Source organism: Streptomyces pallidus (ex Mingjun et al. 2026), assembly GCF_051550185.1.
In the GTDB taxonomy this organism is placed as follows: Bacteria; Actinomycetota; Actinomycetes; order Streptomycetales; family Streptomycetaceae; genus Streptomyces.
Genome location: NZ_CP196182.1, coordinates 653,415 through 671,704, shown reverse-complemented (window position 1 = coordinate 671,704; position 18,290 = coordinate 653,415). Strand labels below are relative to the sequence as shown.

Sequence of the window (18,290 nt, the reverse complement as noted above, 5' to 3'; positions counted from 1 at the left end):
CCGAACGGGGCGGGGCAAAACAGAGTCAATTATCTACATGACTCGCTGTCAAGTTCAGTCAGTAAAGTGAGTCACTAAAATTCCCGCGGGGGGACGGGGAAGGTCTTGACGGTCAGTTCCGGCGGCCGCCGGGACGCCTCGCCGTCCGGTGCGGCGACGGCGAGGGCCGCGCGGTGGCCGGGTGGCAGGTCGAGGTCGAGGAAGACCCACCCCCGGGTGGTCGGCGCCGGTCCCCTCCCGTCGGCGGCGGCATCGGCGGCCAGGCCCACGCACGCGCCGGCCAGCCCGCCGGGCAGCCCCGTACCGATGCCCTTCAGATACGCCTCCTTGCGCACCCAACAGCTGAGGAAGCCCTCCTCCCGCCGTGCGGGCGGCAGTTCGGCGAGCGCCGCGCGCTCGGCCGGATGCAGCCGGCGGATCATTCCGTCGAGCGGGCTGTCCGGGTGGCGGAAGGCCCGCGACTCGACGTCGATGCCGACGGGGGCCGCGGCGAGGGCCACGACGGCCAGGCCGCCCGCGCGGGACAGGGAGAACTCGACGGCCGGCTCCGCGGCGGCCAGCCTGGGTCGTCCGTGCCGCTCCGCGCAGTGCGGCAGACCACAGGCCTCGCGGGTCAGCCGCACTGCGCGGGGCGCGATGCCGAGGCACCCGCCGAGTACGGTCCGCAGCGCGAGGTGCGAGGCGACGTAGCGGCGCCGCGCGAGGCCGTCCCGGAACGCAGCCGCCCGGGCCCGCTCCCGCCGGTCGAGCACGCGTTCCGCACGCCCGTCGGGAACGCGGTCCAGGGGGACGATCCAGACGGCGGCCTCGCCGGGTCCCGGCAGGTCGCCGCGGACGGGCCGCCCCGCCGGCGCCGACGACGCCCACCGATGCGGGTCGGGGCGCACGATGGACTCCTTCACGCGGATGTCTCCTCTGGGGATGCCTCCTTGACCAGGGCGGAGGCCGCCTGGCGGCGGACGCTGCGGGACCGGAACGAGAGCAGGGCGTACAGCGCGAGGCCGTAGCCGCCGAGTTGCAGGGCGAGGTAGCTCCACACCCCGCCGCCGTCCACGACGGGCAGGAGCACCAGGGGCGCGACGAACGCGCCGAGGCCGTGGGCGAGCGAGGTGGCCGCGGCATAGCTCTCCAGCCGCGCCGCCGGGGCGGTCTGCGTGACGAGCGGCTGGACGCTCGGCGCGATCAGGCACTCGCCGACGGCGAAGACCAGCCCGAACAACGCACCGAGCAGCAGGCGCACCCCCGTCCCGGGCACCAGCACGGCTGCCGTCAGGGCCGCCATGGCGGCCACCCACACCAGGATGGCCGCCGTCAGCGCGGCGACGTAGCCGATGCGTTCGACGACCCGCAGGGCGAGGCCCTGGAAGGCGATGACGCCGACGGTGTTGCAGGCGACGACCACGCTGATGGCGGAAACGGACAGGTGCGCGTTGCGCAGGATCGCCGGAACCACGGCGTCCACCTGGGCGATGCCGAAGACGACCAGGGCGGTTTGCAGGAGGAGGAGCCGCAGGAACACCGTGTCGCGCAGCGCCGCACCCCGCTCCCCCGCCTCCGCACGGGGTCCGGCGGAGCCGGCGCCGTCCGGGCCTTCTGCGGCGGGCCGTCGCTCCGCCCGCCGGAGACGGACGAGCGCGGCCCCGTACAGCAGGTAGCTGACCGCGTTGGCGACCAGACACAGGGTGTACCCGCCCGCGCCCAGGTGTTCGACGGCCTGGCCTCCGAGCAGCGCGCCGACGGCCACGGTCAGGGCGGAGACGCGGTGCTGGCCCGAGAGGACACGGCTGAGTTCCGAGGTGCCGAAGACCTTGGTGAGCAGCGGTGTCTGGACCGCGTAGTAGGCACCGGTGCCCGCCCCGGAGAGGCAGGCGGCGGGCACGGTGGCGGCCGTCGAGTCCGCCACCGCCAGCAGGACCGCACCCGCGGCCTGGAGGACGGTGGCCCCGATCGCGGACAGGCCGGGTCCGCGGACCTTGCCGATCCTGCCCGCGAGCGGGTTGACGACGAGCCCGGCCATCGCGAACAGCGCGAAGTACAGCGAGACGGCGGAGGTGGGCAGACCGAGCGTCTCCCGGAGGTAGGCCACGGTGAGCGGCAGCACGAGGCCGGTGCCGAACGTGGTGGCACCCCAGCCGGTGAGGAACCCCTTGTACAGGGGCAGCGGCTGCCTGCGTGCCGCTGCTTTCACCGGTCCGCCCCGCCCCGCGCGGACGCGGCCGCGCCGGGGCACGGCGATTCGCCCGGGGACGCCCTGCAGCGGTCTGCGGGGGGACGGTGGTGTTCAGAGGTATCCATAGCTGAGCCAGCCTCCGTCGACGACCAGGGTCTGGCCGTTGATGTAGTCGGCCTCCGGGGAGGCCAGGAAAAGGACAGGGCCGACGATGTCCTGCGGTCTGCCGCGCCGGCGGGCGGGAATGCGCCCCACGATGGCGTCCTCGGCGAGCGCGGCCGGGTGCGGCGTCTCGATGCGGATCATGCCCGGGGCCACCGCGTTGACGTTGACGCCGCGTGCGGCCCACTCGACGCCGAGGCTGCGGGTCAGCTGCAGGACACCGCCCTTGCTCGCCGCGTACAGCGCCCGCTCGGGGAACGCGGTGTACGACAGCAGCGAGCAGAAGTTGACGACCTTGCCGTGGCCCTGCTCCAGCAACTGCCTGCCGAAGACCTTGCAGGTGAGGAAGGTACCGATGACGTTCGTGTCCAGCAGTGCGCGGGCGTCGTCCACGGAGAACCCGGTGGTGGGGCCCAGATCGAACAGCCCGGCGGCATTGACGAGGACGTCCACGCCGCCGAACGCCGCCGTCACCTGCTCGGCGCACCACTGCACCTGCTCCTCGTCGCCGACGTCGGCCGGCAGCGCGAGGGCATCGGCTCCGAGGGCCTCGATCTCGGCCGCCACCGACTGCACCTGGTCGGCGGTACGGGCCATCAGGGCGACCCGGGCGCCGCGCTCGGCGAAACCGAGCGCGACGGCGCGTCCGATGCCCCGGCCGCCTCCCGTGACCACGACCCGCATCAGCGGGCCCGGAATTCGCCGAACCAGTGCAGCTGGTCGGGCTTGGTGCGGGTGGGAACGTTGCGGTAGACGTACAGCCCCACGCACGCGAACCGGTCGGACCGGAAGGTGGCGAGTATCTCCTCGCTGGTGATGCGGCGCGGTCCGGTGCCCTCGACCATGTGGTCGGAGAACGAGTTGAGGAGGAACAGCCCGCCCGGCTTCAGCAGGCGGTGCACCTCGTCGGCGTACCGCTCACGCACCTCGTCGCGCATGTTGTGGAAGACGAACGAATCGGTCACGACGTCCGCCGAGCTGTCGGGGAGCGGTACGTCGAGCACGTCACCCTGGATGAACTCCGCCGACGCACCGGCCAGTTCGGCCCACCGGCGGGCGCGGGCGACCGCGTCGGGCGACAGGTCGACACCGGTCACGTCGAGTCCCTGGACCGAGAGGAACACCGCGTCGACGCCCGGGCCGCTGCCCAGGTCGACGAGACGCTGGCCGGGCTTGAGGGTGCCGTCGACGACGCGCTTGATGAGTTCGAGCCCCGGGGAGGCGTTGAACCAGGAGAGCTTGGCGAGCGGCTCCTCGGCGTACACGGAGGAGAAGGTGTCGGTCCAGCTCTGGGTGAAGGCGGTCATGCGGTCAGCTCCTGTGTCGTGCCGCGCGGGGCGGCGGGGGTGTCGTCGGCGACGAGGCGCACGTAGCCGGGCACGGCCGGGCGGCGTTCGCCGGAGAGGGAGAGGACGACCAGGTCGTCCGAGCGGGACTCGACGGTGAATCCCGCGAACCGGTAGGTGACGAGCATCTGCCGGTTGCGCTCGGTGGGGCGGAAGAGGGCGACGGTGCCGGCACCGTGCGCGTCGGCCAGCCGGGTGACGGCCGCGATCAGGGCGCTGCCGACGTTGCGGCCCATGACCCGGCACGACATCAGCAGCAGGCGGATCGTCCACCGGGGGGCGGCGCCGGCACGCGGGGCCCCTGCCGGGTCCGTCGGGCCGGTGTCGACGACGGCGAGACCGATCGTGCCGTACGTGCCGAAGCGGTCGTCGAGTTCGGCGACGAGCACGCGGTGGCCCGGGTCCCGGACCAGCGACGAGAGCTCGTCCTCGTCGAAGGTGATGCCGGTGGTGTTGAGCTGGTGGGTGCGCTGGGTCAGTTCGGCGGCACGGGCGAGGTCCGCGGTGCTCGCCTCGCGGACGCGCAGGGTCATGTCGAGGGAACGCAGGAACGCCTCCGCCGGCCCGTCGAACGCCACCTCGTGGCTGCGGCGCCGGCCCTCCGCCAGGTACATCGCCCGGCGGTGCCGCGCGTCGTCGGTGACCTGTGCGGGCAACACCCCGCCGGCGGCCACCAGGGCGTGCAGCTCCTGCCTGGTCATGCACCGCACCCGGGGCAGCGCGCCGGCCACCTCGGCCCGCTCGAACTCCGAGTCGTCCACGAACAGCACGCTGTCGGCGGAGATGTTCAGCTCCCGCGTCACGGCGCGCAGCGAGGCGGACTTGGCCGACCAGCCGACCTGCGGGTACAGGAAGTACTCGTCGAGCCCGAGGGCGCGCAGCCGCTCGGCGACGGCGCCGGGTTCGTTGCGGCTGGCGACGGACTGGAGGATGCCGTGTTCGTCGAGGGTCCGGATCAGTTTCCGGTTGGCGTCGGGGACGCTGACGTCGTCGCCCTCGAGGAGTGTGCCGTCCCACAGGGTGTCGTCCAGGTCCCAGACCACGCACTTGACCTGCGGGTCCGCCGGGGTGTGCAGCTCAGTGTCCTGCACGGTCGTCCTTTCGGTGGTGCGCCGCCGTACGGGCGGTCGCGCGGTCCGTGGTGGTGCGCCGGCCGCGCAGCAGGTCGGCGGCGACGATGTCCTGGAGCACTTCGGTCGGCCCCTCGATGACCTCGTGGACGCGCGCGGCGGCGTGCAGGCGGGCCAGCGGGTGGTCCTCGGTCTGACCGGCCGCGCCGAGGAGCCGGGAGGCGGTGGCGGTGGCGGTGCTCGCCGCTCGGCTGGCCAGCAGCTTGGCCCGGGCGACGGTCACCGCGGCGGACGGCGCCCGGTCCTCGACCTCGTCGGCGGTCTGCCGTACGTAGCGGGCGGCGGCGTCGGTGGCGATCGCGGCGTCGGCGAGCAGGCCCCTGACGAGTTGCCGGTCACCGAGGGTGGCACCGCCCTGGGCACGGGTGGCGGCGTGGTCGGCGGCGAGGCGGAGGGCCGCCTCCGCGACGCCCACGGCGCCGGCGGCGACGTACAGCCTGCCCAGGGTCAGGCAGGACGTCACCACGAACGGGATGCCGAAGCCGGGGCGGGCGACCGCACGGGCGGCCGGTGCCGTGGCACCGTCGAAGGTGACGCGGGCGAGCCGTGCGGCGCGCAGCCCCGCGGTGACGGGTTCCACGCCGACGTGTACGCCGACCCCGGCGTCGACCAGAGCGCAGCTGCCGCGCCCCGCCGTGCTGCCGAAGACGAGGTAGGCGTCGGCGATCTGGCCGAACGACAGCCAGCGTTTGGTGCCGTTGATCCGGAGCGTGTCACCGTCCCGTTCGATGGTGGTGGTCAGCGCGCCGATGTCGGCGCCGGCCTCCTCCTCGGTGAGCGCGAACGCGGCGAGCATCCGGCCGGTCGCCAGTTCGGGCAGCAGCGCGTCGCGCAGATCGGGTGAAGCCCAGCGGCGCACCGCGTGGCAGACCATGGCGTGGACGACGAGCAGGCTGTGCAGACTGGGTGAGGTGGCGGCCACCAGGCGGTGCACGTCGGTGACGGCGGCCAGGGGCGTGCCGCTGCCCTGGTGGGCGGTGTCCACGGTCAGGCCGAGCAGTCCGAGGCCGGCCAGTTCGTCGACGGCCTTGCGCGGTACGGCCCCGGCGCGTTCCCAGGCCGTGGCCCGGGCGACGAACGCCTCGTCGCGCAGGGCCTCCAGCAGTGCTTCGGGCGCGGAACCGGTCACGATGCCGCCAGCTTGCGGTTGACGAGCCCGGCGAGGCCCTGGATCGAGTCGAAGTGGACGAGCTCCAGGTCCTCGTCGGCGATCTCGACGCAGAAGGTGCGCTCGACGAAGTCGACCATCTGGACGGCGGCCACGGAGTCGAGGACGCCGTCGGAGATGAGCGGCCTGTCGTCCTGGATGCCGGGGCGTCCGCTGAGGCGGGTGATGAACTGCCTCACGGTGGCGGTCACCGACTCGGGCGTGTGGGGCTGGGGGGCGGCGGTCAGCGGGGAAGCCATCGTTCAGTTCCCGTCGTAGGAGTAGAAGCCGCGGCCGCTCTTGGTGCCGAGCAGGCCCTGGTCGACCATCCGGCGCAGGGCCGGGTGGGTGGCGAACTCGTCGGTTCCGTAGTGGTCGTGCAGCACCTCCAAGGTGCGGACGACGGTGTCGATGCCGATGAGGTCGGCGGTGCGCAGCGGCCCCGAGGTGTGTCCGAGGCAGCCCTTGAAGAGGTCGTCGACCTGGCTCGGGGTGGCGACGCCGTCTGCGACGACGGCGGCGGCGAGGTTGACGACCGGCATGAGGACGCGGTTGATGACGAAGCCGGGCGCGTCGTGGACGACGACGGCCTTCTTGCCCAGGCGCCGCAGCATCAGGTCGACGTCCTGCATGGCCGCGTCGGAGGTGTTGCTGCCGCGCACGACTTCGACCATGTCGATCCGGTCGACCGGGTTCATGAAGTGGACGCCGACGACGCGGCCGGGGTCGGCGAGCTGTTCGGCGAGCCGGCCGATGGGAACCGCGGAGGTGTTGGCGGCGATGGTCGTGCCGGGGGCGAGGACCTTCTCCAGCTGCGGGTAGAGGGCCCGCTTGGCCGCTTCCGACTCGGTGGTGTTCTCCACGACGAGCCCCACGTCGGCCAGGGCCGCCAGATCGGTGGTGGCACGGATGTCCGGGGCGGGTGCGGGCTCGCCGCCGAGGAGGGTGGCGAGGCGTCGGTGGCGGCGGACGGCGGCCCGCGCGGTGTCGAGTGCGGCGGCGTCGGAGTCGACGAGCGTCACCGTGTACCCGGCCGCCGCGGCGGCGTGGGCGACACTGGATCCGATGACTCCGGCTCCGAGCACTCCGATGGTGGGTGGGGTCATGGCCTGCGGCTTTCGTTCTCGGTGGGCTCCGGTTGCGGTTGCTCCGGGGTGGCCAGCCAGTTCTCCACCTCGCGCGTCATGCCGCCGAGGGTCGCGGAGGCGAAGACGATGGAGGGGGGAACGGCCCTGCCGGTGAGTTCCTTGAGGCCCGCGACGAGGTGGACGCCCATCAGCGAGTCGCCGCCGAGGTGGAAGAAGTGGTCGTCGGGGTGGACCTCGCGCAGGCCGAGCAGGAGGCGGAAGCGTTCCGCGAGGTACCCGGCCACGGTCGAGGGCGTCGCCGGCTCGGCCGCCGACTCGACCGCCGGCTCCGGCCGGTGCTCCGGTGCGTCCGTCTCACCGGCGGTCGCGGACGCGGTGACCGCCGGCGTGGACGTGGCGGGCGAGAAGGGGTCGGCGGGCGGCACCGTGTCCGGGAGGTACCGGCGCCGCACCAGGGTGCGGGGCGGCAGGGTCGTCCGGCGCCCGGGGGCCGGGTGCAGGCGCTCCCAGTCGGCCTCGACGCCGTGGGTCCACAGCTCGCCGAGGGCTTCCAGCAGGACCTGCCGGTCGGGCACGCGCTCGTAGGACTGCCGGACGGTCCGTACGCACACGGCGTCCGGGTCGCTCTGGGCGAGCCACGGGCGGGCGGTGCCGGGGCCGACCTCGATCAGGACGCGGTGGCGGCTCAGGACGAGCTCCGTGGCGGTGCGGAACCGGACGCGGCCGACCATGTGGTCGCGCCAGTAGGAGGGCCCGGGCGTCTCCCCGTCGAGCCAGCGGCCGAGGACGCTGGAGGCGATCGGGATGCGCGCCGGTCCCAGCCGGACGTCGCGCAGGTCCTCGCCGAGCAGGTCGGCGGCCCGCGTGAGCTGGGGTGTGTGGAAGGGATGCGCGGTGGCGACGGGCAGGACGGTGAACCCGTCGGCGCGCAGCCGGTCGGCGAGCGCGGAGACCGCGGCCGGGCGCCCGGAGAACACGCAGTGGCCGGGGCCGTTGTCGGCGGCGAGCCAGGTGTCGCCGACGGCGTACTCCTCGACGTCGGCGGCGCGGGCGAGCACGCCGAGCATGGCGCCTTCCCCGGCCGTCACGACGAGGTCGGCCCGGCGGGCGACGGCCGCCATGGCGTCGTCGAGGCCGATGACGCCGGCCAGCACGGCGGCCACCCACTCCCCCAGGCTGTGGCCGAGGAGGGCGGCGGGCCTGATGCCGAGGTCGATGAGGGTGCGCGCCATGGCGTGCTCGAGGCAGAACAGGGACAGGTGGACCTGGCGCAGCTCCGGGCGGGGCGGGCGCGGGGCGCCGTCCCGGCGCAGCAGGGCGCGCAGGTCGACGCGGTCGCCTTCACCGGTGGCGGGCCCGGGTGCCCGTGGTGCGGCGAAGGACCGGCCGACGGCTCCGTCGGTGAGTTCGTCGGCGATCGTGACGGCGGCCCGCAGGTGTTCCGCGAAGACGGGGTCGGTGCGGGCCAGGTCGGCGCCCATGCCGGGGTAGTGGCTGCCGATGCCGGGCAGGACGAAGACGACCTCGGGCGGTCGGGCCGGTGCCCGGCCGTGCTGTACGCGCAGCCGGTCCGCCGCGAACGCCGCCCCGGTGCCGCCTTCGGGCGTGACGACGGCGTAGCCGCGGTGCGGGTGGCGGTGGTGCGAGGTCTGGGTGGTCCAGGCGGTGTCGGCCGTGCGGGACGGGTCGCGGTCGAGGTGGTCGCGCAGGGCGGCGAGGTCGGCGGTCAGGGCGTCGGGGTGGTGGCTGGAGAGCAGCACCAGCTGCGCGCCGTCCGCTCCTCCTCGGGCGTCGTGCGGGCGGGTCGGGGCTTCTTCGAGGACGACGTGGCAGTTGGTTCCGCCGAGGCCGAAGGCGCTGACTCCGGCGCGCCGGGGGCGGCCCTCGGCGACCGGCCAGTCGAGGGCTTCGCCCAGCGGCTGCAACGGCCCGCCCCTGCGGGCGAGGTCGGAGGGCAGCCGCTCGAAGTGCGGGGTGGCGGCGAGCCGCCCGTGCCGCAGCGACAGCACGGCCTTGACGAGTCCGGCGAGACCCGCGGCCTCCCGCAGGTGGCCGAGGCCGGCTTTGGCGGCCCCGACGTGGACGGGGTGGGGTACGTCGGCGAAGACCTCGCCGAGCGCGCTCCACTCGGCGGCGTCGCCGATGCGGGTGCCGCTGCCGTGCGCCTCGACGTAGTCGATGTCCGCGGGCCCGAGTCCCGCGACGTGCAGTGCGGCGCGGATGACTTCGACTTGTGCGGCCGGGTCGACGCCGGCGAAGCCGGACTTGCCGGAGCCGTCGTTGTTCATGGCGGTGCCGCGGACGACCGCCCAGATGTCGTCGCCGTCGCGGACGGCGTCGGCGAGGCGTTTGAGCACCACGGCGCCGGCGCCGTCGCCGGGTACGGAGCCACCGGCCGCACGGTCGAAGGGGCGGCACACGCCGTCCGGGGAGCCGATGCCGCCGAGCGGCGCGTCGTATCCGCCCGGCGCCGGGACGCGCACGGCGGCGACCCCGGCGACGGCGAGGTCGCTGCCGTGGCCGAGGAGGTCCTGCACGGCGAGGTGGACGGCGGTGAGCGCGGTGGAGCAGGCGGACTGCACGGTCACGGCGGCGCCGTGCAGGCCGAGCCGGTAGGCGACGCGGGTGGCGGCGTAGTCCCCCCGGTTGGTGACCTCCAGGGCCTGGGCGTCGACGCCGGGGTGTCCGGCGAGTGCGGTGCCCACCCAGCGTTCGTAGTCGTTGTGGCCGACGCCCGCGTAGACGCTGACGGCCGGGGTGCGGACGCGGTCGACGTTCGCGGCGTCCAGCGCTTCGTCGGCTGCCTCCAGCAGCAGTCGGTGCTGCGGGTCGAGGAGCAGGGCTTCGGAGGGGGCGATGCCGAAGCGGGCCGGATCGAAGTGGGCGGGGCGGGGGATCGAGCCGTACGCCGGGACGAACGGGCCGGACGTGTGCGCGCGCCGGGTGATGCTGTCCTCGCCCGAGGCGAGGATCTCCCAGTAGCGGTCGAGGCTGTCGCAGCCGGGCAGGCGTACGGCCATGCCGACGATGGCGACGGCGTACTCGTCGTCCGGGGCCGGGGCCGGGGCAGGTGCCGGGGCGGCGGGGCCCACGGCGGGGTGGCCGGGCCGGGGCGCCTTCATCGCGGTTCGCCTCCTTCGGACGAGCGGGTGCGGGCGGTCGGGGCGGTGCTCCTGCGCTGCGGCGGGCGCCGCCGTTCGGCAGGGCGGCGGGCCGGGACGGTGCCGGTCGCGTCGCCGAGGAGACGGGCGTGGCCGCGCGGGGTACGGGCGGCGAAGACGTCGGCGAGGGCGATCTCGTGTCCGCAGGCCGACTCCAGGGCGCCGCGCAGCAGCATCAGGCGCAGGGAGTCGCCGCCCAGGGCGAAGAAGTCGTCGTCGATGCCGACGGCGGCCAGGCCGAGGACGCGGGCCATCAGGGCGGCGGCCCTCTCCTGGTCGGGCGTGCTGGGCGGGGTGTACGGCGTGTCGAGGTCGGGGCGGGTGCGGGGTGGGACGCGCAGCGCCTTGCGGTCGACCTTGCCGCTGTCGAGCAGGGGCAGGGCGGGGACCGAAGCCAGGTGGGCGGGCACCATGAAGTCCGGCAGCCGGCCGGCGAGATGGTCGCGCAGCCGCTGGGGCGGCACCTCGTCGTGCTCGGGTACGACGTAGGCGACGAGGACGGCTCCCTGGTCGGGGTCGGGAATGCCGACGACGGCCGCGTCGGCGATGCCGGGGTGTGCCCGCAGCGCGGTCTCCACCTCGGCGGGCTCGACCCGTTGCCCGCGCACCTTGACCTGGTCGTCGGCGCGTCCGAGGTACTCGACCTGGCCGTCGGGCAGGTGGCGGGCGAGGTCTCCGGTGCGGAAGAGCACCTCGGGCCCGGCGGGGTCCACCCGGTTGGGGCGGAAGCGGTCGGCGGTCAGGTCGGGGCGGCCGAGGTAGCCGTCGGCCAGTCCGGGGCCGCCGGTGTGGATCTCCCCGACGGTACCGGGCGGTACGAGCCGGCCCGCCGCGTCGCAGAGGTAGATCCGCATGTCGAGGGGGATGCCGACGACCGTACCGACCGCGTTCGCGGGCCGGGGGGCGGTGAGCGGTCCGGTGCGGTGGCACACGTAGTCGGCCTCGCTGAGGGTGTACGTGTTGTGGACCTCGAAGCCGAGGCCGCGCAGTTCGTCCTCCAGGTCCTGCCCGAGTGCCTCACCGCCGACGAAGACGTGGCGCAGCGCGGGCGCCGTCCGGAACGCGGGCTGGGTGAGCAGCAGCCGCAGCATGGAGGGCACGAAGCTGACGGTGGTGATGCGCTGGTCGCGGATGAGTTCCGCGAGGTAGCGGTCGTCCCTGTCCCGGCCGGGCGCGGCCAGCACCGCGGTGCCGCCGGTCGCCAGCGGCCAGGCGAACTCCCGGAAGCTGATCGCCGACTTGAGCAGGTGCCGGTCCTCCGGTCCCATGCCGTACATCGCCTGCTCCAGCCGGATGCGCGAGGTGTGCATGCGGTGCGGGCGGACGACGCCCTTGGGGGTGCCAGTGCTGCCGGAGGTGAACAGCACGTAGGCCGTGGTGTCGGGGCGAGCCGGGTCGGCGGGTGCGCCGGGCTCACCGGGCTCACCGGCGGGCGGCGCCGGGTCGAGGAGGGCGGCGACGTCGAGGGCCCGGTCGGCGACGGCGCGGTGACCGGTCGTCGTGGCGAGCGTTGCGACGGGAGCGGTGAGGCGGAGGATCTCTTCGGCCCGCGGGTCGGGCAGGTGCGGGTCGAGGTGGACGAAGCCGGCCCCGGCCTTCCACGTGCCGAGGACGGCCGTGAAGAGGGAGAGGTCCCGGTCGCCGGTGAGCACCACGAGGTCACCGGGTTCGCGCACGTGCGGGCGCAGCCGGTGGGCGAACCGGTCGGAGGCGGCGTCGAGCTCGCCGTACGTCAGCTCGGTGGCGCCGTCCCGCAGGGCGATCGCGTCGGGTGTGCGGGCGGCCTGCTCGCGGACCATGCGGTGCAGGGTGGTGTCCGCGTGGGGGGTGTGCGGGGCGTTCCAGGTGTCCAGCAGCAGCTCCCGCTCGTCCGGCAGGAGCAGGTCGACGGTGCCCGCGGTGGTCAGGGGCCGCTGCGCCGTGTGGTGGGCGAGCAGGGCCAGGTGCCGGGCCACGCGTGCTGCGGTGGTGGCGTCCACGACGGCGCGGTCGTAGGTGAGGTGCAGGGCGGTGCCCTCCGCGGCGGCGGTCCAGACGGGTCGCCCGACGGCGGCCGGCGGGGTGGTGACCGGCCGGGCGGGCAGTACGGCCACGTACGGCTCGCCGTCGGCCGGCAGGCCCGCGTCGACCGGACGCGCTGCTCCGGTGAGTGCCGCCAGGGTGCCCGTCTCCCGGTCCTCGGCGCAGACGTAGCGCACGGAAGTGCCGCCGGGGGCGCCGACGACGTCCCAGCCGGTTCCGTAGCGGTGGAGGAGCAGGTGGCTGAGGGCGGCGAGCGCCAGGTGGCCGCCAGGGCCGTCGAGCAGGGCGGCCGCCGGCGCGGACAGCGGGGTGGTGCGGTGTGCGTAGTGCGGCTGCGCCGTGGCGGGTATGCGGTGCGGCAGGACGATCATCAGTGCCCCCCGCCCGTCGCCGGGCCCGCGGTGGCGCCGCGGCGCAGCACGGAGCGGGCCGCGGCCATGCCGGTGGCCGCGCCGTACGTGATGCCGATGATCTTCGAGGAGCTGTCGCCGACGAAGTACAGCCCCGGCACGGACGACTCCAGGTCGTCGGAGAGGTCCAGGTCGGGAAAGAGGCGTTCGACGACGGGTGCCGCGACCGTGGCGGTGCCCGGGACGAGCCCGGGGTGAAGGGTGTTGAGCCGACCGACCATGGCGAGGACGTCGCGGACGATGGACGCGGGCAGGCAGTCGCGCAGGTCGCCGTGGTGGTAGCTGATGAGGCTGGTGGCGAGCGGTCCTTCCGGGGCGGGCCGTCCCGACAGTTCGTCGACGGTGCTGACGACGGGCCGGCCACCGCCGTACGCGGCGACGCGCCGTGCGAAGGCGCCGGCGTGTTCGGTGCCGTCGGTCCCCTCGGGCAGGTCGACGGTGGTGAGGATGCCGAGGTTGGACTTGGTCGTGGGCTGGTTCAGGCAGTGCTGTCCGTCGAGCGCGACGGCGTCGAGGAAGCCGTACTGCATGACCCGGCCGCCCTCGCACACGCAGAACGTCCGGACCGAGTGGCCCTCCTCGTTGAGGAAGGACAGCTTGGGGTTGTGGCAGCCGTCCAGGAGGGGTGCGAGGTCCTGCCGGCCGGCTTCCAGCCGCACGCCCAGGTCGACCCGGCTGCTGGGCCGGTGGCGTACGCCGATGCGGCCGGCGAGGTCGCGCACCCAGGGCAGGCCCAGTTTGCCGACGCCGACGATGACGTCCTCGGCCCGGAACGCGGCGGGCCCGCGGGGGGTGTCGGCGCTGACCCGGAACCCGCCGCCGGTCAGCGGTTCGACGTCGGTGGCCCGGTGGTGCAGCAGGACGCTGCCGCCGCCGCGTTCGAGTTCGGCCTTGAGGCGGGCGATGACGACGAGGGAGTCGTCCACGGTGACGCTCTGCGAGTACGCGGTGTCGACGTGCTGGAAGACGGTGCCGTCGCCGAGGAGGGAGTCGTCCGGCTCGTGCGGCGGTCCGGCGGGCGGGAGCCCCAGCTCGTACAGGATCCGGTACGCCTCGGAGATGAGGTCCTGCGCGCGGTCGAAGGAGCCGAGGGCGCGTTCCAGACCGCTGTAGGAGCGGACCGTCCCGTCGGGCGCCGACTCGATCTTGGAGCGGGTCAGCGAGGAGATGTATCCGAGGTTGGTGTCGAAGTGGAAGGCGGCGCCGCCGAGTCCGGTGAGGCAGGTGCAGCGCGGGCACTGCAGGCGGAACTTCTCCGCGTCGCGGACCGTGCGCCCGTCCATGCGCGCCACGAGGCGGGGGCACAGGCTTTCGCCCATGTCGCCGCCGGCTTCGAGGAGGACGACGCGTCGGCCCGCCCTGACCAGGGTCAGCGCGGCGAACAGTCCGGCGGGGCCGCCCCCGATGACGACGGCGTCCGCAGGGGTGGTGCGGACCTGCTCAGACATGGTTGCTCCCGAAGGCCGCGGGTCGTCGCTCCAGGTAGCGCTCGACGAAGGTGCGGTAGAAGAGACCGCTGGTGTCCCGGCCCTCGGCCTCGATGCGCTCGATGAGCCACTGGCAGGTGAAGGGCAGCAGGTCGAGGACGCGGCCGGGGTGCTGCCCGGTGAGCGTCGCGTAGTGGTCCAGGCCCTGCTCCAGTACGGACCGGAACCAGTGGTTCGAGGCGAAGACCTGGTCGTAGAGCCAGTCGAAGCCGTGTTCCGGGTAGTCGGGGAAGACCGGGAGGGCCGTGGTGACGAGCAGGTTCACGATGTCCATGGCGGCGATGCCGGTGGCGCGGAAGTCCTCGAAGTCCAGGACCCTGGCCGACCCGTCGCGGACGTCGTAGCGCACGTTCCACGGGCCCAGGTCGCCGTGGGTGGGCGCCAGCAGGGCCGTGCGCAGCGCCTCGTCGGCGTACGGGACGCCGAACTCGGGTTCGCGGACGTACGCGGCGGCCGTCTGGAGGGCGCGCTCCGGGGCGGCCGGGTCCCGCTTCCCCGACAGGTGCAGCTCGGCGACCCGTTCGACGGCGGGCCGCAGGACCTGCCACAGCGTGTGGGGCCCGTCGGTGCCCGCGACGGCGGTGGGCAGGTCGGTGCCGGGCAGGTGGGTCATCGTGAACCCGCCGCACAGGGCGTCCAGGGGCACCGGGCTTCCGAGCGGCGCGGGTGCGGGGAAGCCGCGCAGGACCTCCAGCTCGCGGGCGAGTTTCGGATCGGTGACGGACAGCGGGACCTTGGCCACGGCGACGGGCACGTCGTCGACGTCGAGCTGGACGAAGGTGCGACGGCGGATCTTGCGGGCGCCGGCCGGAGTCCACGTGGTGGTCCGCACCCGGTCGGGGCCGGGCTCGGGGGCGCCGGTGCGCTCCAGGTGCGCGGCGAGCATCAGCCGCGCGACCTCGCCGGTGTCGACGGTCCGTTCGGTGAGGTCGGCGAGGTCGGCGGGGACCGGGGCGAAGGAGGCGGGGGCGGGGGCGGAAGCGGAGGAGGTGGGAGGGTGCGGGACGGGGGTGCGGGTCATGAGTTGCTCCCGGCGGGGGCGAGGGCCGCGTCGGCGCGGTCGAGCAGGTCTGCCAGCGCGGGTCCGCCGAGCAGGGCGCCGAGTTCGTCGACGGCGGCCTGGCGTTCCTGGGCGGTCAGCTCCTGGTAGGCGGTCAGGCGTGCGTCCAGGTGATCGACGAGGTGGCGGTAGCCGGACTCGTCGTGCAGGAGTTCGCGGGTGAGCCGGTCGAGGGCCTTGGTGCCCTCCAGGTCGTCCTCGGGGACGTCGAACCTGCCGCCGAGGTCGGTGAGGCTGGCCGCGATGTCGCCGACGACGGTGCCGCGCAGGGCGCGCAGGTTGGCGATGTGGCCGTAGTGCTGCTCGGGGAGCAGCAGCGGCAGCCGGCGCAGGATGACGGCCTCGTGCAGCGAGGTGAGGCTCGGCGGCACGGCGTAGAGCGGAGCGTGGGCGAGGTGCCGGAGGAATTCCGTCTGGGGCAGGAAGGCGTACTCGACCTCGACCCCGCCGTGGGTCTCGGTGACGGGTTGGCGGAACGCTCCGCCGCAGACCAGGATGCGGCCCAGTTCGGGGCGGGCCGCGGCCAGTTCGGCGACCCAGCGGCGCAGGACGTCGAGGTAGGCGTTGTGGGACTCGTAGTCGAGGAAGAAGTTCTGGAAGCCGCCGAGGTTGATCAGGAGGCCGGCCGGCCGCTCCGGCGGCGGCTCGGTGAGGGCGCTCTCCAAGGCGTTGCGGTCGACGATGGGACCGCACAGCTCGATGTGGTCGGCACCCGCCTCGGCCAGGGCGGCGATGCGGGCGGGCACACCGGGGAAGTTCTGCGCGTAGGACCGCCGGGCGAGGAGGTGGGCGACCAGGATGCGCTCGTGCGGGGCGAGCGAGTCGAAGACGTAGCGGGCCGTGTCGTCGTCGGCCCAGCGGACGAGCTGTGCGCGCGCCGCCAGCTCCTCGAAGGAGCGGTCGGTCAGCCAGAAGCCGAGGAGGCTGTCGAAGAAGAGCACGGGGACCTCGGCGCGTACCGCCCGGAAGACCAGCTCGGCGTCCATGACGCTGACCACGAGATCGGCGTCGGCGAGGGGCTGTGCCACGTCCTCGTGGCGGCGGGTGTCGCCTTCGGTGATGCGGTGGAAGCGGTGGCTGTGCCGCCGCGCGAAGTCGAGTGCGACGTCCTGGCCGACGAAGTCGACCCTGCTGCCGGCGAGCAGCGGGGTGATGGCGACCAGTTTGGAGACGGGCCCGAATCCGCAGGCCTGGGCGCTGGAGAGGATCCTCATCGTCACGCTTTCCTCGTGTTCCTGGTGAGTTGACCGAGCACGGCGGACCGGATGCCGCGGCCGTCCACGCCGTAGAAGTGGAGAAGGTCTTCGTGGGACGCGACCGGTGGGTGGCGGTGGTCGGTCTCCAGACGCACCAACGGGGGGCCTTCACGGCCGAGCGTCAGGGCGGTGCGGTCCCCCAGGCCGCCCGGGCCCAAGGACTCCGCGGCGGTGACGACGAGCGCCCGGTCGCGGGCCAGCGCCCGTACGGCCTCCCGGGGGAAGGGGTGGAGGGCGGTCACCGAGGCGACGGCGGCATCCACACCGTCGTCGGCGAGGGCGTCGGCCGCGGCGAGCGCCTCGGCCACGCAGCGGCCGGTGGCCAGCAGCAGTACGTCGTCCCCGGCGCGCAGCAGGCGGGGGGTGCGCGGGTCGCCGTGGGAGGCCTCGGCGGGCAGCACCGGGTCGGCGCGCGCGGAGAGCCGTACGTACGCGGGACCGTCGGCCGGGAGCAGGGTGCGCAGCACGGACACCGCGTCGGCGGCGTCGGCGGGGCAGTGGACGCTCATGTGGGGCAGCGCCGACATGAGGGTGATGTCGTCGGTGGCGTGGTGGGTGGGGCCGAGGTGGCCGTAGCCCAGTCCGCCGCCGACGCCGAGGAAGACCACGGGCAGCGCCGGCACGCACACGTCGAGGCGCAGCTGTTCGTACGCCCGCCGGACGAGGAAGGGTGCCATCGCGGCCGCCACGGGGCGCATGCCGCTGCGGGCGAGGCCGGCGGCGACTCCGACGAGGTTCGCCTCGGCGATGCCGACGTCGACGTACCGGCGCGGGTGGCGGGCCATGACTCCCTGGAACAGGGCCTGTCCGTCGGCGCCCAGGGTGACCAGTGCGGGGTCCGCGTCGACGGCCTCGGTCAGGGCCGCGGCCAGCGCGGCACGCATGGTGAGCGGTGCGGTGGTCACGGCTGCTCACCTCGCGCGGCGGCAAGGACGGGGATGGGAGCAAGGGTGGGGGCGGGGGCAGCGGGTCCGTCGAGGGCGGCGAGGGCCGTCCGGTGCTGCGCGGCGTCCAGCTGGCCCATGTGCCAGGCGGGATCGCCTTCGGCGAAGGGAACGCCCTTGCCCTTGACCGTGTGGGCGAGGAGCACGGCGGGTCCGTCGCCGGCCCGGAGCACGGCGAGGGCGTCGGTGACGGCGCCGGTGTCGTGCCCGTCGGCCTCGGCGACCTGCCAGCCGAACGCCCGCCACTTGTCGGCGAGCGGTTCGAGGGCGTTGACGGTCTCGGTGTCGCCCTCCTGTTGGAGCCGGTTGCGGTCCACGACGGCGAGGAGGTTGTCGAGGCGGTGGTGGGCGGCGAACTGCGCGGCCTCCCAGTTGCTCCCTTCGTCGAGTTCGCCGTCGCCGGTGACGACGACGACCCGCTGGTCGCGTCCCGCCAGCCGCGCGCCGAGGGCCATGCCGCAGCCGAGGGACAGGCCGTGGCCGAGGGCGCCGGTCGCCGCCTCGACGCCGGGTACGGCATCGGAGGGGTGGCCGGGCAGATCGGCGAGGTCCGTCGTGATGACGCCGAGTTCGGCGAGGACCGCGTACAGGCCGTAGGCGCCGTGGCCCTTGCTGAGGACGAGCAGGTCCCGGTCGGTCCAATCGGGCCGGTCCGGGCGGTATCGCAGGCCTCGGGTGTAGAGGACGGCGAGCAGGTCGGTCATGGACAGCGCGGCGCCGAGGTGAACCGGCTTGCGTGCGGCCAGTTCGACGACTCTCCGCCGGGCACGCCGGGCCAGTTCGTCGGGATGGAGCACGACGTCCTCCGGTCTGCCGCGACGGGGCGGCTCGTGGTCGGGGTGCGTATCGGCCCGGCGCAGACGCACTGCGGGAGCTCCGGGGCGGCCTCCGAGGCAGCGTCCCCATG

General features: G+C 74.4%; 15 protein-coding genes. All 15 read right to left on the bottom strand.

Translation table 11 applies throughout. From position 1 onward, the window contains the following. Positions 1 to 74: 74 nt before the first annotated feature. Positions 75 to 902: a 4'-phosphopantetheinyl transferase family protein gene (locus ACSHWO_RS37785; RefSeq protein WP_438319780.1), complete on the bottom strand. Its 828-nt coding sequence runs from the start codon at positions 900 to 902 to the stop codon at positions 75 to 77. Beyond that, on the bottom strand, positions 899 to 2,188 hold the full coding sequence (locus ACSHWO_RS37780; protein ID WP_361098571.1) for an MFS transporter: 1,290 nt from the start codon (positions 2,186 to 2,188) through the stop codon (positions 899 to 901). Before ACSHWO_RS37780 ends, ACSHWO_RS37785 begins: the two co-directional genes overlap by 4 nt. 93 nt (positions 2,189 to 2,281) lie before the next feature. Beyond that, the gene (locus ACSHWO_RS37775) at positions 2,282 to 3,007 is read right to left on the bottom strand and encodes an SDR family NAD(P)-dependent oxidoreductase (protein WP_385843550.1); all 726 of its coding nucleotides are present in this window, start codon (positions 3,005 to 3,007) and stop codon (positions 2,282 to 2,284) included. Positions 3,008 to 3,015: 8 nt separating this feature from the next. Continuing rightward, positions 3,016 to 3,639: a class I SAM-dependent methyltransferase gene (locus ACSHWO_RS37770; RefSeq protein ID WP_361098565.1), complete on the bottom strand. Its 624-nt coding sequence runs from the start codon at positions 3,637 to 3,639 to the stop codon at positions 3,016 to 3,018. Next, positions 3,636 to 4,769 carry an HAD-IIIC family phosphatase gene (locus ACSHWO_RS37765; RefSeq protein ID WP_438319779.1) on the bottom strand — a complete coding sequence of 378 codons (1,134 nt, stop codon included), beginning with the start codon at positions 4,767 to 4,769 and terminating at the stop codon, positions 3,636 to 3,638. Before ACSHWO_RS37765 ends, ACSHWO_RS37770 begins: the two co-directional genes overlap by 4 nt. After that, on the bottom strand, positions 4,756 to 5,937 hold the full coding sequence (locus ACSHWO_RS37760) for an acyl-CoA dehydrogenase family protein (protein WP_438319778.1): 1,182 nt from the start codon (positions 5,935 to 5,937) through the stop codon (positions 4,756 to 4,758). The genes ACSHWO_RS37765 and ACSHWO_RS37760 overlap by 14 nt, the downstream gene beginning before the upstream one ends. Continuing rightward, the gene (locus ACSHWO_RS37755) at positions 5,934 to 6,215 is read right to left on the bottom strand and encodes an acyl carrier protein (RefSeq protein WP_361098556.1); all 282 of its coding nucleotides are present in this window, start codon (positions 6,213 to 6,215) and stop codon (positions 5,934 to 5,936) included. The genes ACSHWO_RS37760 and ACSHWO_RS37755 overlap by 4 nt, the downstream gene beginning before the upstream one ends. A gap of 3 nt (positions 6,216 to 6,218) precedes the next feature. Next, on the bottom strand, positions 6,219 to 7,061 hold the full coding sequence (locus ACSHWO_RS37750; RefSeq protein WP_438319777.1) for a 3-hydroxyacyl-CoA dehydrogenase family protein: 843 nt from the start codon (positions 7,059 to 7,061) through the stop codon (positions 6,219 to 6,221). Beyond that, entirely contained in the window at positions 7,058 to 10,165 is a 3,108-nt protein-coding gene (locus tag ACSHWO_RS37745) for a type I polyketide synthase (protein WP_438319776.1), read from the bottom strand. Before ACSHWO_RS37745 ends, ACSHWO_RS37750 begins: the two co-directional genes overlap by 4 nt. Further along, positions 10,162 to 12,597 (bottom strand): amino acid adenylation domain-containing protein, encoded by a 2,436-nt coding sequence (locus ACSHWO_RS37740; RefSeq protein WP_438319775.1) that lies wholly within the window; start codon positions 12,595 to 12,597, stop codon positions 10,162 to 10,164. Before ACSHWO_RS37740 ends, ACSHWO_RS37745 begins: the two co-directional genes overlap by 4 nt. Next, positions 12,597 to 14,084: an FAD-dependent oxidoreductase gene (locus ACSHWO_RS37735; protein WP_361098544.1), complete on the bottom strand. Its 1,488-nt coding sequence runs from the start codon at positions 14,082 to 14,084 to the stop codon at positions 12,597 to 12,599. Before ACSHWO_RS37735 ends, ACSHWO_RS37740 begins: the two co-directional genes overlap by 1 nt. Further along, positions 14,077 to 15,144, bottom strand: a complete 1,068-nt coding sequence (locus ACSHWO_RS37730) for a hypothetical protein (protein WP_438319774.1) — start codon at positions 15,142 to 15,144, stop codon at positions 14,077 to 14,079. The genes ACSHWO_RS37735 and ACSHWO_RS37730 overlap by 8 nt, the downstream gene beginning before the upstream one ends. Continuing rightward, positions 15,141 to 16,403, bottom strand: a complete 1,263-nt coding sequence (locus ACSHWO_RS37725) for a hypothetical protein (RefSeq protein ID WP_438319773.1) — start codon at positions 16,401 to 16,403, stop codon at positions 15,141 to 15,143. The genes ACSHWO_RS37730 and ACSHWO_RS37725 overlap by 4 nt, the downstream gene beginning before the upstream one ends. Next, the gene (locus ACSHWO_RS37720; protein WP_438319772.1) at positions 16,400 to 17,344 is read right to left on the bottom strand and encodes a transketolase family protein; all 945 of its coding nucleotides are present in this window, start codon (positions 17,342 to 17,344) and stop codon (positions 16,400 to 16,402) included. The genes ACSHWO_RS37725 and ACSHWO_RS37720 overlap by 4 nt, the downstream gene beginning before the upstream one ends. Next, positions 17,341 to 18,180, bottom strand: coding sequence for a transketolase (locus ACSHWO_RS37715; RefSeq protein WP_438319771.1), 840 nt, complete (start codon positions 18,178 to 18,180; stop codon positions 17,341 to 17,343). Before ACSHWO_RS37715 ends, ACSHWO_RS37720 begins: the two co-directional genes overlap by 4 nt. Positions 18,181 to 18,290: the final 110 nt, after the last annotated feature.